At 34.8% G+C, this 16264-nt stretch carries 15 protein-coding genes; 6 read left to right on the top strand and 9 right to left on the bottom strand.

Annotated elements, in window-relative coordinates; translation table 11 throughout:
• Window positions 1-174 precede the first annotated feature (174 nt).
• Entirely contained in the window at window positions 175-879 is a 705-nt protein-coding gene (locus PQO00_RS15805) for a peptidylprolyl isomerase (protein ID WP_274185823.1), read from the bottom strand.
• Between the two features lie 109 nt (window positions 880-988).
• Here PQO00_RS15805 and PQO00_RS15800 point away from each other — a divergent pair, with 109 nt between their 5' ends.
• Together PQO00_RS15800 and PQO00_RS15795 are read left to right on the top strand one after the other, a co-directional pair.
• The gene (locus PQO00_RS15800) at window positions 989-1525 is read left to right on the top strand and encodes a CoA pyrophosphatase (RefSeq protein ID WP_337992854.1); all 537 of its coding nucleotides are present in this window, start codon (window positions 989-991) and stop codon (window positions 1523-1525) included.
• A gap of 53 nt (window positions 1526-1578) precedes the next feature.
• The gene (locus PQO00_RS15795) at window positions 1579-2376 is read left to right on the top strand and encodes a 1-acyl-sn-glycerol-3-phosphate acyltransferase (RefSeq protein ID WP_274185821.1); all 798 of its coding nucleotides are present in this window, start codon (window positions 1579-1581) and stop codon (window positions 2374-2376) included.
• 306 nt (window positions 2377-2682) lie between these two features.
• Here the strand turns inward: PQO00_RS15795 and PQO00_RS15790 are convergent, their stop codons facing one another.
• Together PQO00_RS15790 and PQO00_RS15785 are read right to left on the bottom strand one after the other, a co-directional pair.
• Entirely contained in the window at window positions 2683-3837 is a 1155-nt protein-coding gene (locus PQO00_RS15790) for a fibrinogen-like YCDxxxxGGGW domain-containing protein (protein WP_274185820.1), read from the bottom strand.
• Window positions 3838-3938: 101 nt separating this feature from the next.
• The gene (locus PQO00_RS15785) at window positions 3939-4232 is read right to left on the bottom strand and encodes a hypothetical protein (protein WP_274185819.1); all 294 of its coding nucleotides are present in this window, start codon (window positions 4230-4232) and stop codon (window positions 3939-3941) included.
• Between the two features lie 200 nt (window positions 4233-4432).
• Here PQO00_RS15785 and PQO00_RS15780 point away from each other — a divergent pair, with 200 nt between their 5' ends.
• Both PQO00_RS15780 and PQO00_RS15775 read left to right on the top strand, forming a co-directional pair.
• The gene (locus tag PQO00_RS15780; RefSeq protein WP_274185818.1) at window positions 4433-6730 is read left to right on the top strand and encodes a type IA DNA topoisomerase; all 2298 of its coding nucleotides are present in this window, start codon (window positions 4433-4435) and stop codon (window positions 6728-6730) included.
• Window positions 6717-7304: a pseudouridine synthase gene (locus PQO00_RS15775; protein ID WP_274185817.1), complete on the top strand. Its 588-nt coding sequence runs from the start codon at window positions 6717-6719 to the stop codon at window positions 7302-7304. Before PQO00_RS15780 ends, PQO00_RS15775 begins: the two co-directional genes overlap by 14 nt.
• Here the strand turns inward: PQO00_RS15775 and PQO00_RS15770 are convergent.
• Together PQO00_RS15770 and PQO00_RS15765 are read right to left on the bottom strand one after the other, a co-directional pair.
• On the bottom strand, window positions 7301-7942 hold the full coding sequence (locus PQO00_RS15770) for a hypothetical protein (RefSeq protein ID WP_274185816.1): 642 nt from the start codon (window positions 7940-7942) through the stop codon (window positions 7301-7303). The genes PQO00_RS15775 and PQO00_RS15770 overlap by 4 nt on opposite strands.
• Before the next feature lie 4 nt (window positions 7943-7946).
• The gene (locus PQO00_RS15765; RefSeq protein WP_274185815.1) at window positions 7947-8441 is read right to left on the bottom strand and encodes an RNA polymerase sigma factor; all 495 of its coding nucleotides are present in this window, start codon (window positions 8439-8441) and stop codon (window positions 7947-7949) included.
• Window positions 8442-8871: 430 nt separating this feature from the next.
• Between PQO00_RS15765 and PQO00_RS15760 the strand changes: the two genes are divergently transcribed.
• Both PQO00_RS15760 and PQO00_RS15755 read left to right on the top strand, forming a co-directional pair.
• Window positions 8872-10149 carry an NAD(P)/FAD-dependent oxidoreductase gene (locus PQO00_RS15760; RefSeq protein ID WP_274185814.1) on the top strand — a complete coding sequence of 426 codons (1278 nt, stop codon included), beginning with the start codon at window positions 8872-8874 and terminating at the stop codon, window positions 10147-10149.
• Window positions 10150-10599: 450 nt separating this feature from the next.
• On the top strand, window positions 10600-12753 hold the full coding sequence (locus PQO00_RS15755; RefSeq protein ID WP_274185813.1) for a TonB-dependent receptor: 2154 nt from the start codon (window positions 10600-10602) through the stop codon (window positions 12751-12753).
• A 173-nt stretch (window positions 12754-12926) separates the two neighbouring features.
• Here PQO00_RS15755 and PQO00_RS15750 read toward each other — a convergent pair whose 3' ends face one another.
• The 4 genes from PQO00_RS15750 to PQO00_RS15735 form a co-directional block, all read right to left on the bottom strand.
• A complete protein-coding gene (locus PQO00_RS15750) occupies window positions 12927-13517 on the bottom strand; it encodes a 2OG-Fe(II) oxygenase (protein ID WP_274185812.1) in 591 nt (196 codons plus the stop codon).
• 363 nt (window positions 13518-13880) lie between these two features.
• The gene (locus tag PQO00_RS15745) at window positions 13881-14585 is read right to left on the bottom strand and encodes a GNAT family N-acetyltransferase (RefSeq protein ID WP_274185811.1); all 705 of its coding nucleotides are present in this window, start codon (window positions 14583-14585) and stop codon (window positions 13881-13883) included.
• A gap of 14 nt (window positions 14586-14599) precedes the next feature.
• Window positions 14600-14764, bottom strand: coding sequence for a hypothetical protein (locus PQO00_RS15740; protein ID WP_274185810.1), 165 nt, complete (start codon window positions 14762-14764; stop codon window positions 14600-14602).
• Window positions 14765-15846: 1082 nt separating this feature from the next.
• Window positions 15847-16119 carry a Fic family protein gene (locus tag PQO00_RS15735; RefSeq protein WP_337992856.1) on the bottom strand — a complete coding sequence of 91 codons (273 nt, stop codon included), beginning with the start codon at window positions 16117-16119 and terminating at the stop codon, window positions 15847-15849.
• Window positions 16120-16264: the final 145 nt, after the last annotated feature.

Below are 16264 nucleotides of genomic sequence, written 5' to 3'. Positions count from 1 at the left end.
CTTTTATTTGGTGAATTTTGGGTCGAGAGGTAAATATGAAATCAATTTGAATGTAAAATATAGCATGTCTCTTCGATGTGAGTTTTTATCTTAGAATGCTCATAAACTGGAAACGAAAGGTGCTATCGGACAACGATATAGTTAGTGAAATAATAATCGACCTTAGGTCAATAACTAATCAATAATCTCGGCGTTTCTAATGTAAATATTTTTATCGGGCCAATCCCCATCATCGGTTTCAACGGCAGCAATTTTATCAACAACATCCATACCTCTTATTACTTTACCAAAGATAGTGTAGTCACCATCTAAAAAATGGGCACCGCCCTTTTGTTGTACAATAAAAAACTCAAAAGGCGATGCTAATTTATACGGGTTGTTAATTTCACTGCTGGGCATCGATACGGCACCTCTATCATGCTTAAACCCTCGTTTTGTATCAGGCGGTAATAAGTACCTTCCAATATGGGCACGTTTCCTAGCTGTTTTTTTGTCATCGCTATTGCCCGCTTGCACTATATAGTTATTGATAACCCTATAAAACTGTGTACCGTTAAAATATTTCTGTTTTGTTAAGAAGATGAAGTTGGAACGATGGAATTTTGTTTCGTTAAATAACAAGATATCAATAATTCCAAAATCTGTAGTAATGCGTACTTTATTTTCTTTATGATGTTTGTCGTACTCCATAAAAAAGGCCATAGCACTTTTTGAATCTAACTTAGGAAATGCTCTTTTAACTTCTTTAATAGTGTCTTTTGTAATTTCTTTTTTCTCCTGTTTAGTTACCGTAGTTTCGGTAATAATTTTCTTTTTAGTTTTTTTATCTTCACAGTTCAGAAATAAAAAAAAGATACATAAAAGAAATACGAGCCTCATAGATATGAATTTTGATGAATTTTTAAAATTAACTTCAAAAGTAAAGAATATAGCGCTTCCAGCCGAATCGTCCCACTTTAAAATGGTGCCACCTTTTCGAAGATCTCTTATGGAAAAACAAAAAGAGGCCATAAAAAAGGCCAAAAGGGCAGGGGTATTGATGCTGTTTTATCCGGATATAACTAAACAGACAAAATTTGTGCTCATTTTAAGAAAAACATATAAAGGTGTGCATTCGGCACAAATTGCATTTCCTGGAGGAAAATTGGAAAAGCAAGATACTTCGTTAGAGGTAGCAGCAGTAAGAGAGACGTTTGAAGAAGTTGGTGTGCCTATGGATGCCATAAAAATTATTCGCAAATTATCTCAAGTTTATATTCCGCCCAGTAATTTTTATGTACAACCTTTTTTGGGGACTACTAGCTATACACCAAGTTTTATTAAACAAGAGGATGAGGTGGAAGCTATTATTGAAATTGATCTACAACACTTGTTAGATGATGGTATAGTGATCACTAAAAAAGTATCGACCTCATATAGTGCTGAAGTTGAGGTTCCTGCGTTTAAATTAAATGGGCATATTGTATGGGGAGCAACCGCTATGGTGCTAAGTGAAATTAAAGACTTGTTAAAACCATACATGTAGTTTAATAGATTTGTTATTTTTGCATTTAACCAATCAATTTTGACGCGTGATTTATGGGATTGTTTAAAAGAAATCCATTCGGACATATATTATTTTTAAAAAAGTGGCTTATTAGAATTTTAGGCACATTAACCCATAGTCGTTTTAGAGGGTTTAACGAGTTACAGATAGAAGGCTCTGAAATTATTAAAAACTTACCAGATACCAATGTACTGTTTATTTCGAATCATCAAACTTACTTTGCCGATGTTGTGGCTATGTTCCACGTCTTTAACGCCAGCTTAAGTGGACGTGTGGATTCTATAAAAAATGTAGGGTATTTATGGAATCCTAAGTTGAATATCTATTATGTAGCGGCCAAGGAAACTATGAAAGCGGGCCTATTGCCTAAAATACTGGCTTATGTTGGTTCTATTAGTATTGAACGTACGTGGAGGTCTGAAGGACAAGATGTGAACAGGCAAGTCAAGATGAGTGATATTTCCAGTATCGGAAAGGCTTTAGACGATGGTTGGGTGATTACATTTCCTCAAGGTACAACAACGCCCTTTAAACCCATAAGAAAAGGAACTGCCCATATTATTAAGCGATACAAACCTATTGTAGTGCCTATTGTTATTGATGGCTTTAGGCGCTCTTTTGATAAAAAAGGATTACGTATTAAAAAGAAAAATATTTTACAATCTTTTGAGATTAAAGAACCTTTAGAGATCGACTACGATAATGAAACTACCAATGAGATTGTGAAAAAAATCGAATATGCTATCGAACAACATCCATCTTTTTTAAAAGTAATCCCCCAAAAAGAATTAGAAGCGCTCGAAGAGCTTAATAAAAAGCGTGAGTGGTAATCAAATTTTTCATGTAGAAGGGAAAAGTGGCTTATTCTAATACTTTTTCGAAATTAAAGATTTTTATTTTTCCTTTAGTTTATGGCTCTTTATAACATAATGCATGCCTCCTACTGTTGCCATGACTTAAAAATAACAATTTAGCAGACCGAGTCATGGCAATGATAGGAGAAGTCATATAACCAGAATAGGACTAAGCAATCCAACAACAATTGCTGTCGATCCTAGAAAAGTTCAATTTTAAAACGTACAAATTTCTATATTCAGATTTATATACAAATGCTTACGTTGGCGACCTTAGGTTGTTTATCTAACAAATAATTGTGTGTGATCTGTTGTGGTTGATCCTGCACGTATACCACCCCACCAGTTTACTTCAAGTCCTATGGAGTATCTTGGGTAATATCGACCAATACTACCTCCTAGGTAAGTAGAATTTCCAGAAAACTCAATACCTCCCCAATTATCGCTACTCACATCAATGCTAATTGGGTTATATCCAGTAACTGGGTTGGGGTTCGTTGGAGTTCTTCCGCTTCTGGGGTCAAATGTTTGTGACCAATGGTTAGTGAGTCCCACAGAAGGGTAATGTAGTCTAAACTCATAATCCGTTGCACTTTTTATCTCGCTCATTTTGTTTAATATCGAGTATTTATTTGTTGTTAATCCAGGCGCATTAATATTGTGCCCATCACGGGCTTCATTGCCTGTCCAATATCCGCCAGCAATGTTGTGATTAAAAATAAGCGTCCACCCACCACCGTCATTGGTCATGTCGCAATAACAATCATAGGCTGAGTTGCCTCCGGCACCATCTGAATCAATAGTGTATATCCCATCTGTTGTAAATCCAGCATTTAGATAAGCTAAGCAATTTGCTAAAAACCCATTCGTTACCCTGATATCCACATTACAGGTGGAGCCATTTCCTGAAAAATCTATGGTGAAAGTATCTGTTTGTTCAGCTATAGGGATGCCGGAGCCTGTTAATGTTATGGTATGGACACCTAAGGATGAAAACGTTCCAGAAGTAGAGAAACTATAACCATTAACGGTATTTGTGCTGATGGTATATGTATCATAAGAATTAACTAAAACATCTATGGTTATTGTATTAGCACTTGTTAGTGTTTCTCCAACTGCATAATTTCCGTTAGCATTAATTGAATTGCAGTTTAACTTATTTGCTTGTTGGGATTCACCTAAGCAATCGGACCATGTTGTGCCATTGTGGTATTGAAAACAATTGCTGTCCAGATTGTATATTAACAATCCTTCGGCAGGAGTGGTTATGGCATCTCTTTGGCTCTGTGTCATTCTGGGGACTAAGAGTCCTTGATTTGTAGATGTAACATCTAAAATGGACGAGGGGTCGGGGTTTGTTGTTCCGACACCTACTTGTCCGAAACTATAATACACACTAAGACATAGTGTTATTAATACATAATGGATTTTGATCATTTTTGAAAAGGGGCTTTTTCATTAAAAAATAAAGTAGTAAAAATTAATTGATGTTGTTTAATTTTAAATAATTTAACGCTATTGTATTACTTGTAAGTTAACTAAGTCGTTTGGGGTCTGTTGCCCAATAACAATTGAGCATAATCTGTTGCTGAATTTTCGAGAGGAATGCCTCCATAAAAATTGTTATTATGCCTATTGAAGTAACATGGATAATACCAACCAATTGTATCTCTTTGGCTCTGTGTCATTCTAGGGGCTAAGAATCCTTGACTGGTAGATGTAATATCTAAAATGGACGAAGGGTCGGGGTTTGTTGTTCCAACACCTATTTGTCCGGAACTATAATACACACTAAGGCATAGTGCTATTAGGGCATAGGTTATTTTGGTCATTTTTGAAAAGGGGCTTTTTCATTAATTCATTACGAAGCTAAGAAAAATTATTAAAGTTTAAAGCTTAAATTTTAATAATAAAAATAAAAAGATCCTGATGTTGGATTTATCGTTAATAACTCCTAATAATTCCTTTTCAAAATCAATATCAAAATCCTTATTTTGCGTATTCTTATATATAAAAATATAATCGTAAATTAATGAAGGTCTGTATTGCCGAAAAGCCAAGCGTAGCGCGTGAGATTGCTTCTGTTTTAGGAGCTAGCACCAAACGTGATGGCTATTACGAAGGTAATGGTTATGCTATTACTTATACCTTTGGACATTTATGTACTTTAAAGGAGCCTAACGATTATAAACCATATTGGAAAAGTTGGGACTTAAATAATCTACCTATGTTGCCTGAAAAGTTTGAAACAAAAGTGGTTTCTAATTCAGGAATACAAAAGCAATTTAAAATTGTAAAAAGCCTATTCGATAAGGCAGATGTTGTTATAAATTGTGGGGATGCTGGTCAAGAAGGAGAATTGATTCAGCGTTGGGTGATGAATGAAGCTAATTATAAAGGAGAAGTAAAACGCTTATGGATTTCTTCATTAACTGCTGAAGCCATTAAAGAAGGATTTGAAAACTTAAAACCAGCTTCAGATTACGATAATTTATACTATGCAGGTTTTTCCAGAGCTATTGGTGACTGGCTGCTCGGCATGAATGCCACTAGATTGTATACTGTAAAACATGGTGGTTATAAGCAAGTGTTGTCGGTTGGTCGTGTACAGACACCAACATTAGCAATGGTGGTTAGTAGATTTAAAGACATTGAAAACTTTAAGCCCCAGCCATATTGGGAATTACAAACGTTATATAGGGAAACGTTGTTTAGTTATGAAGAGGGACGCTTTTTGAAAAAGGAAGATGGGGAAACGTTAGCTAATAAAGTCAAGGAAAGTGATTTTGAAATAGCATCTATTACAAAGAAAAAGGGTAAAGAATATGCTCCAAAGCTCTTTGATTTAACAGGGTTGCAGGTGTATTGCAATACTAAGTTTGGGTTTTCGGCAGATGAGACGCTTAAGATTGTTCAGAAATTATATGAACAAAAGGTGGTTACTTATCCTAGAGTAGATACTACTTTTTTACCAAACGATATATATCCTAAGGTACCTAATATTCTTGAAAAGCTAACAAATTATTCAAAGTTGACACAGTCACTTTTAGGAAAGAAAATAAGAAAGTCAACTAAAGTTTTCAACGATAAAAAAGTAACAGATCACCATGCTATTATCCCAACGGGTATTCAGATTAATTTGCAATATAATCAGCAACAGGTCTACGATATTATAGTAAAACGCTTTATAGCTGTTTTTTATGATGATTGCTTGGTGTCTAATACTACCGTGGTTGGTAAGGCTGCAGATGTATCCTTTAAAACTACGGGAAAAGAGGTTTTAGAGAAAGGATGGCGTATTGTTTTTGAAACTTCGAAGGCACTCGACGAGACAAAGAACGATAAACTATTGCCCGTATTTACTAAAGGGGAGAAAGGGCCCCATGAACCTTCGTTTTTAGAAAAAGAAACGAAACCTCCTAAACAATATACAGAAGCCTCTTTATTGCGTGCTATGGAAACAGCAGGAAAACAGGTAGATGATGAAGACTTGCGAGAATTGATGAAAGAAAATGGTATTGGAAGGCCGTCTACGCGTGCCAATATTATTGAAACACTTTTTAAAAGAAAATATATAAAGCGTAATAAAAAACAAGTATTGCCTACGCTTACGGGCATACAGCTTATTGATACGATTCAAAACGATTTATTAAAATCTGCCGAGCTCACGGGTTCTTGGGAAAAACAACTAAAAGACATTGAGAAGGGAACGTTTAGTGCCGGGGCGTTTATAAAAAACATGAAACGTATGGTGGATGCTTTAGTGTATGAGGTGAGAAGTGAAACGAAACGCGCTAATATATCTCATGCAATAACAATAAAGAACCGAGAAGCCCAAGCGGTCAAAAAAAAGACAGCAGGGATTACAGCCGAAACATGTCCAAAATGTAAACAAGGAAGTGTTTTGAAAGGGAAAAAAGCCTATGGGTGTAGCGCATATAAATCGGGCTGTAATTTCACAATGCCTTTTTCTTATGCCGGAAAAAAGATTTCCGAAAAGCAATATATCAGGTTGCTTCAAAAAGGGTCTACGGTTAATTTAAAAGGTTTTAAAACTGATTCTGGTACGTTGGAAGGTTTGCTCCGTTTTGATGAAGCATTCAAGTTAAAATTAGAACCAAAAAAAACTTCCCAGAAAGCTAACCCAGACGAATTGAGTTGCCCGAAATGTAAGAAAGGAACCGTTATTAAAGGCAGTACGGCTTATGGGTGTAGCCATTACAAATCCGGATGTGATTTTAAAGTGACCTTTGATGCTGTTAGGACTAAAATAAACGGACAAAAACCAACTAGGGAACTCGTTTATAGTATTTTAAATGGAAGTATCTAAAAGCGAGCATCGCCATTTTGTGATTTACAAACCTGATGGCTATTTAAGTCAGTTTAAAAGTCATGATTCCAAACAGCAATCGAAGAAATTTTTAGGATCGCTTCATGATTTTCCTGAGGGGATTATGGCCATTGGTAGGTTAGATGAAAAATCTGAGGGCTTATTATTACTTACTACGGATGGCAAAATGAGTGATTTTGTTAATAGCCGAAAAGTTGAAAAGGAATATTATGCACAGGTAGATGGAAACATTTCCGAGGAAGCGATTCAGCTATTGAAAGAAGGGGTAGAAATAGGTTTTGATGGTAAAAAATACCAAACAAGGCCTTGCAAAGCTTTTAAATTAAAAGAGGTTCCAGATTTGCCAAAGCGTTCAAAAAAAATAAGGGATGACAGGCATGGACCAACATCATGGTTGTCAATAACTTTAACCGAAGGTAAGTTTAGACAGGTACGAAAAATGACTTCGGCAGTTGGTTTCCCAACATTACGATTGGTACGGGTTCGAGTAGGAAGTATTCGTCTTAGCGCTGCAATGCCAGGAGATGTTGTTGAGGTTAGAGCATTTTTTTAAATTTCCAACCGTTTTAATTCTTTATAATTTCGGTTGAGTCGTTTTAATAAAATACCATAAACCAGCCAATAGAATAATAACAATAATCCAATGGCTAATGCTAAAAATAAAACGGCTGCTATTATAAATGTGGCATAAAATTTAAAAACTTCCCCATTGGCAGCTGCTTGTTCTATTTGGTCGATAATAAGTTGATCTTGACCCAACTCAACAAATACAGCCGCAAAAGTAGCCACAACTAAATAGATTAAATTAAAAGCGACATACTGTTTTACTGTTTTTCTTGTTTTGAGAATGTTCTCCATGAGTACCTTCGCATTATCTGTAGTGGATATTCTTCTGTAGTTTCTAAAAAACAAATAAAAGAAAAAGGCCAAAATAACATATCCAATGACTATTAGGGGCATGAAAATAGGATCGGTATCTAACTCCTCATAGCGTTTCATGCTCTCAGTATCTTTTAATAAGAAAGATATAGATATCCAAAAAGCAAATTCCAGTAAACTAATTATAAAAATCCATTTAACAATGGAGGATGATTTTTTTAAAATCATCTTATATATTTCGTTATAAGTAAGCTTGGGATAATTATTGTCATCCTTATTCCAATCCTTCTTTAATAAATCTAATTCATCCATAGTCTTACGGATTTAATATGGTTTTAAGCTTCGTCTTTATTCTATTCATCTTTACCCTCGCATTTACTTCGCTAATTCCCAAAGTTTCACTAATTTCTCTATAGTCTTTATCTTCTAAGTATAAGAAGACAAGTGCTTTTTCAATATCATTTAATTGATGTACAGCTTTGTAAAGTATTTTAAGTTGCTGTTCTTCCGTATCATCATAATTCTCTGCTTTTATCTTAAATTCAACACCATCAAAATCTTGTGTATTAATAGTTCGTTTTGATTTTCTATAAAGTGTAATTGCTGTATTTAAACCAACCCTATACATCCAAGTGCTAAACTTGGCATCTCCTCGAAATTTAGGATAGGCTTTCCAAAGTTGGATGGTTATTTCTTGAAATAAATCATTGTGAGCATCATAATTATTAGTATACAAACGACATACTTTATGTATAATATTTTGATGCTTTTCTAGCAATTCAACAAAACTGTGTTCTAACTCTTTATTCAATGTGATGGTTTAGTTACTGTATAAGTAGCCTAAAATTTTAAAACGTTACAATGGGGGTAAAAATAATCTTTTTATCGTTAATGTTCGGCTAAGGATATAAGACCGCTTTGCTATTATAACATCGCATAAGGATTTGATTGTAACTAATTGGCAAACTGAGGTGCATGTAGGTTTAGCTTTCCATAAGGCAGCATGATTAAGAGTTTATAAACTAGATGTCTGGTCGTAAAGTTTTTACAAATAGCTATGGACAGACACCAAACTATGTTTGATAATTTTAATCGAAAAGCATTCCACGACGCTCTGCGTCGGGACTGTCTGCCGACTGGATAGGAATAGTTAGTTTTAAGAAATTCTTTTATTAAAATACCATGAGTTCATAGCTAAAAATATTTATGTGTAGTATCTTTGCACCATATCTTATTTTACTATGAATATTCCCCCATCTAGTTTACCTAGAGTTGTTGTTATTGGAGGTGGTTTTGCAGGCATTAACTTTGCTAGAAAAATAGCAAATAAAAACGTTCAGGTTGTTTTAATTGATAAGCGAAATTACCATACCTTTCAGCCGCTATTATACCAAGTTTCTTCAGCTGGTCTAGAACCGGATTCTATTGCGTATCCGCTTCGTAAAATATTAAAGAATCATAAAAACACCTTTTTTCGTTTAGCTGAAGTTGATTCTATTAATTCAGAAAAAAATGAACTTATAACAAGCATTGGTGATATAAGTTATGATTATTTAGTAATAGCCACAGGAACTAAGACCAATTATTTTGGGAATAAATCCATTGAAACATATGGTATGCCTATGAAAAAAGTGCCTCAAGCTTTAAATATTCGTAGTTTAATATTACAGAATTTTGAGCAGGCAGCCATCACTAATGATAAAGCGGTACGTAAGGCTTTATTAAATTTTGTTATTGTTGGTGGAGGACCAACCGGTGTTGAGCTGGCAGGTGCTATTGCTGAACTTAAAAACCATATTTTACCTAGGGATTATCGAGATTTAATTCCGGGTGACATGCAAATATATTTATTAGAAGGAGGTTCACGTGTTTTACCTACTATGAGTGAGCATGCTTCTAAAAAAGCAGCAGGATTTCTTTCCAAACTAGGTGTTTTAGTCCATTGCAATACATTTGTTAAAAACTACGATGGTAAAAAAGTGCAGACCAATTTAAGTTTAGAATTGCAGTCTGAAACTTTAATATGGGCAGCAGGTGTTACGGGAAATCCCGTGAAGGGGCTTCAGGCAGATGTGCTTATAGATCGAGCTAATAGATATAAAGTAAATGAATATAATCAGGTTGAAGGTTATAATAATATTTTTGCTTTAGGAGATATTTGTTTGATGCAGACCGATGACTATCCAAACGGCCATCCGCAAGTAGCACAGCCCGCTATTCAACAAGGTGAACTTCTAGGAAAAAATCTTATAAAATTAATAGAAGGCAAACCTCTGAAAAAATTTAAATATAAGGATAAGGGGTCTATGGCTACAGTAGGTAGAAATAAAGCCGTTGTTGATTTAAAACGTTTTAGATTTGCAGGTTTTTTTGCTTGGTTTGTCTGGATGTTTGTACACCTTATGGCATTGGTCGGTTTTAGAAATAGAGTGATTGTTTTCTTTAATTGGGGCTATAATTATATTAATTTTGACAAAGCTGCACGGCTTATTATAAGACCATTTAAAAAGTTGAACTAATAATCTAGGTGTTATTTGTTAAATACTGATTATTAGTAATTTGAATGTGTTTAATAGTTTTTGTCTATGGCTTTTTTTTGATGCATTAAATGATAAGTTTTTATACTTTTATCCCAGAGTGATACGGCAAATCCCTGAAAAAGAATATGGGCAGTGAATTTTATTGGAAAATAAAAAAATCACATTTAAAGTTATTAAAAAATCACAGCAAAAAAAAATTAAGGCCATTCGTTTTTAAAATGCTTTTTGTTGAGTAAAAGCGTCCTGTTTATTAATAGCAACGATAAGCAAATCTACATTCAAAAAATACATTATTTACCATCACAGCTTTATCACGGATATTCAATTCATCATTAAAAATATACAGTTCGGTTATATTGAATTTATTTAGCTGGAGTTCTGTTGCAAATTTGCATCATCAATAAAAATGAACAACAGAATAAATTACCTATGAAATGTATTTTAACTAGCATTATTATATTAATATCGATTCAAATAAGTGCCCAAAAAACTATTAATGGAACAGTTTTTAACATGAAAAACAACCCCATAGTAGGTGCTAACATTTATTTAGAAGGCACTTACGATGGGAGTACCACAGATGAAAAAGGTCGTTTTTCATTCACCACCACCGAAACAGGAACGCAAACTTTAATCGTTTCTTTTTTGTCTTATGAAACATTCACTATGGTAGGAGACGTGTCCTATATGAAAGACCTTGTTGTCAAACTTCGGGAAGATGTGAATACTTTAGATGCCGTGGTACTGTCTGCCGGTACTTTTTCGGCAGGAGACCATAGTAAAGTGAATGTGTTAAAACCTTTGGATGTCGTTACTACAGCAAGTGCTTTAGGTGATTTTGTAGGTGCGTTGCAAACATTGCCAGGTACAACAACGGTAGCTGAGGATGGACGATTGTTTGTGCGTGGTGGCGATGCCAATGAAACACAAATTTTTATAGATGGAGTTCGCGTATTTACGCCATACACGCCTACAACAAATAACACGCCAACTCGAGGGCGTTACTCACCATTTCTATTTGATGGGATTACATTTTCTACGGGTGGTTATTCGGCCGAGTTTGGGCAGGCACTTTCTAGTGTACTATTACTAAATACGATCGATGAACCAGATCAAGAAAAGACCGATATTGGCGTTATGAGCGTGGGAGCTACACTTGGAAATACCCAGAAATGGGAAAAAAGCGCGTTGAGCGTAAATGCCTCTTATATAAATTTAGCGCCCTATAATGCTATATCTTCAAATAGGAACGATTGGATAAAACCTTTTGAAACGGTATCGGGAGAAGCGGTTTTTAGAAAGAAAACAAACGCTGGGCTCTTTAAGCTTTATGGGGCATTTGATACGACTAATTTTGAATTGATCCAAGAGGATATCAATAACAGTGAGGGCGTTCATTTTAAATTGGATAATAATAATGTTTATATAAATGGTTCATACCAAGGTGTTTTAAACGATACCTGGACATTATTTGGAGGTGTGAGCTATACGCATGCAAGGAATCATTTTGATTTTATTGAAAGGACTATTAAGGACACTGAAAATTCGGTACATACAAAATTGACATTCAAAAACAGGATCAGTAACCGATTGAAACTTTATTTTGGATCAGAATACTTTGCAACCAATTTTAAGGAAAACTATTCAGATACTAGTATTAGTAATACAGTATATGGTTATGATAACAATATTGCTGCGGCTTTTGCTGAAGCTGATATTTTTATATCCAAAAAGTTAGCATTTAAATCAGGATTAAGAGGGGAGTACAGTGCGCTTTTTAAAGATTTTACTTTAGCACCAAGACTGTCTTTGGCTTATAAAACGTCTGGTAAAAGTCAGGTGTCATTGGCGTATGGTCATTTTTACCAAAACCCATCCAGTCATATCCTAAAGTTTAATCAAACTTTAAAAACTCAAAATACGTCCCATTATATTTTTAATTATCAATATAATGCAGATAAAAGATTGTTTAGAGCAGAAGCCTATTATAAGGCATATGATCATTTAGTGAAATATGATACCGAGTTTACCAATTTTGATAGTCATTATAATAATGAAGGCACTGGTTTTGCCAAGGGAATCGATTTCTTTTGGAGGGATAGTAAAAGCATTAAAAGTTTCGATTATTGGCTGAGTTATTCCTTTTTGGATACAAAACGGAACTATAAAAACTACCCCATTAAGTCCCAACCAAATTTTGCTAATACACATAATTTATCTGTGGTTGGGAAATATTGGATCGACGATTGGAGAAGTCAGGTTGGGTTTAGTTATGCCTTGGCTTCAGGTAGGACTTATACCAACCCAAACGAACCTGGGTTTTTGAACAATAAAACAAAGCCTTATAATAGTTTAAGTATTAATTGGGCCTACTTAATTAGTCCGCAAAAGATCCTATACGCCTCGGTAAACAACGTCTTGGGATTCAAAAATATTAACGGGTATCAATATGCCGATACACCAGACTTAAATGGTCATTTTAATAGACGGGCTTTGCGACCAGCTGCAGATCAATTCTTTTTTGTAGGGTTCTTTTGGACCATTAGCGAGGATAAGAAAAGCAATCAGTTGGATAATTTGTAGCCTGCTCTTTTTAGAAAGTTTGTTTAACGATTTGTGTATAGCTCGTTGCGGAAAACGCCCAATGGACTTTTCCTTATAACCTATGGATAGGGAAAAAGTGATGATTCCTATAAAGGAATTCAACCGCAATGATATCTATACTTCTTAAGTTTACAATGTTATAGCCAGTTTTACTAATTTGATTTCAACCAGCCGGTTATACTCAACCTTTTACTATTGCTTTTTAAAACCTCATGAGCCATATCGCTTTTAAAAAAAACCATTTTACCAGGAATAGGTTGAATTTCTGTAACGGCATTGTTGGTATAAAGTTTTAATTCACCTCCATCTCCTTGTTTCCAATGGTCAGAGATATAAAAAACTATTGAAAACTGTCTTTTATCGTCATTTTTAAATGTATCGATATGTTTCTTGTAATAGGAACCGATGTCATAAATGGCATATTGAAATTCATAAGACCTAATGCCTGTATAACAGGTTCGATTTAAATAATCGACATAATCATTAATTTTTTTAAAAAAGATTTCTTCCCAAGGATTAGCTTTTGAAGGATCAATCCAATAAATCCGATCACTTCTAATTTTTTCTAAAGTCTGAAGATTTTCCTTGTTTCCTATACCAGCAAAATGAAAATGATCATTTTCTTGGTGTTTTAAGAGGGATTTTCGAAGACCTATTAGCTCATCATCTGTAAGCCAGTTATCTACGGATTCAAAACCTTTATCCAAAAGCCCTTGAATCAATTTTTCATATGTTCTTAACACAATTTACATAATTGCAAACCATGCCTAAATAAGGCTCGTAAAAATATATGATTTTCGCTTAATATTTTTTTTTATTGAATAATATTTTAGGTTTTTATCGGAATTGTAGAGTGAGTAGATCGGATAGCTATTTTTTAAGGAATAGGTACACTGGTGTATTCTAAAAATAATCTTTGATATGTTAAAGGGTTTTTATTGCCTTCTGAGGATTCGAACCAGCTGCATTTGTTAAGTTTGCATTTCAATCCGTCCTTTGGTAAAGTCATCTTTCAAGAATTCTGGGTTTTCTTTACTTCTGTTTTGAATTAGTTATATGAACTGTTGTCTAATATCTGTCATTTTAGGTTTCGATTTAACTGACCGCTAACGGTTATACATTGTTGGCAACTGGCTTTTTTCGTCCAATTGTATAATCATTCGGTTCATTCCTTTTAATTCCTCTTTAAAATATGGTATATCTAAAATGGTCTTACTATGGAATATGAAACCAAGTTTTTCATAGAATGCAATTGCATTTACGTTAGTGTCAATCACACATAAAATTAGATTTTTATAGCCGTGTTCTTTGGTCTTTTTTATGATTTCGGTCAATGCGGATTTCCCAATCCCCATTCCCTTGCATTCAGGAAGAACATAGATTTTTTCCAATTCCACCGCATTTTCTATGTTCAAATCTTTGTTCGTGTTATTTTTAATTTTTATAAATCCGACATTTTTTAATCCCCGTTTGATAAAATAGTATTCTGTGTCTTTGTCCAACAGGTCAAATTTGAGCCTTTCAGCACTAAATTCTTTTTCCAAGTACCATTCAAGACCACCTTCATTCCAATGGTCATAAAAATTTTTGGAATATGCATCAATACAGATTTTTCTCAATTCGGTGATGTCTTTAATAATAGCCTTTTGTAACTGCATTTCGATTTTTTCAGCTTGTTGCCAACGTGTATATGGTTTGTTACGTGGTTTAATTGCCCAATTTAGTAAATAAAAACCGAATAAAAATCCGCGAGGATTTTCGTAAGTAAGCTTGTACTTGCAGTTAATTATACACGTCTTTGTTGAATTCACTATGGACTTTGCAATTAACTTAAAAAATTAGCAAGAAATTCTGCTCCAACTTTATCTAACGGTTTTAATGCATTCAAATGTTGTTCAGACAAGCGATCATATTTTTCTTCCGTAAATCTCCACTTAAGAGTGAATTCGGTCATTGGAATAATATGTTTATTTAAATTTTCGAATGTCATTTTTCAGCTTGCTTACAACGGTTTTAATATGAGCAGTGGCGGAATTAAATGTGGTTTCGAATCAAGTTATTAATCAGCCAAAAGCTACACAAACTAAAATAGTCAAATCGGTAGATTTGGCGGGGTTGATTAGAACCACTATCGCTCGAACTCCCAAAGAAACCGCTATTGCTTATATTTATTGTGTGTGCCCAGCATGGGCATCTTTCTCTTACGTGAAAGTAGGAAATTAATCTATAGGGTGCAAGTCCCTTAAGCGCAGGAGTCACGTCTTGAAGCATTAGTAAGTCGCAAGGGTGAAAACCATGAGGTTTTATCTGAAGAAAGCGAGACTACAAAACTCGGTACAGACCCTGAGTCAAGCTCAGGACAGGCCAAGCAGAAACCGTATACAGAGGCATAATGACTCGGGTAAGCAAGCACATCATTGTAATGCCCAAAAGATTATCAAAAGGGTATTTAAGTAGATACAGCAGCGATTGAGTGAATTTAGCGAAGCGTTATCATGAACTCCATAATATAAAATAAGAATGTGTGAATAAAGAAGATGCCATTACCTGGGGAGGTCTCCAAAGTCACGAGTTGGCATAAAGGAGAAGACAGCAGAGGACATAGTACTTACGGGAAACGAGTTGATTTAAAATCACATAGGTCTCACGAGTAAGGAAGGACAGAGCGTAATTCTCTTTAAAACTCGCATAGGAGCATTAGTGGTAGCCTATGCCTAAACTAGAAGAAAGTGCCAAGGGTGAAAAGAGCCTTGGCGTGATGATTTACGAACCGCCGAATACGAGACCCCCCGCACTTGATGCGGGGGTGGTGTGAGAGCCTCAACACGGTGATTATTCATCATGTCGGGCTACTCGATGTGTGCTGTGAGGTGTCGAAAGACACCGTAACTAAAATAAAGATGGAAGAAGGTCTTCCGATCAGGGCTTTTAGGGGAACTGATCAAACCACTACTATAATGTGCTAGCGGTAACTAAGGTACATGAAGCGATAGAAGAAAGTTCACGTACGGTTCTGTGAGAGGTTTAGGGGTGAGATTCCCCTTTACCTACTCGATTGTAGCTCGTTTTTCTTTAAAAGTATGTTCTAACTGCAAATTCAAATTGTTCAATAAAAATGTTCTTGAAATTAGAAATGTTGTTCTGTTCGTAAAATAACAACATTGCCTTTTTGTAATCTATGGAATCTACGGTTCTGAATGATAAAGGACAATAATTGTAATTTATTAAAATGGCATTGCTAACAATTCTTGCCGTTCTTTTGTTACCATCCATAAATGGTTGGATATAGGAAATTAAAACCAGAGCAAGCAATGCTTTTTCAAAAATACTTTTCTTATTGTTGATTACGTCACAAGCTCCTTCTGTAAGCTTCCCTTGATTAGAACTGCTTAATTGTCCAATATCTCTATAAAGTTATTATTTTTAATTCTCATGGGGCTAGCCCCATGAGAATTTTCTTCTGCATATTTTATTGGTGACTTACCTCCAA

The sequence above is a fragment of the Flavivirga sp. 57AJ16 genome, assembly GCF_028736925.1.
In the GTDB taxonomy this organism is placed as follows: domain Bacteria; phylum Bacteroidota; class Bacteroidia; order Flavobacteriales; family Flavobacteriaceae; genus Flavivirga.
The sequence above is the reverse complement of the archived record's forward strand: the minus strand, read 5'-3'. Positions and strand labels throughout refer to the sequence as shown.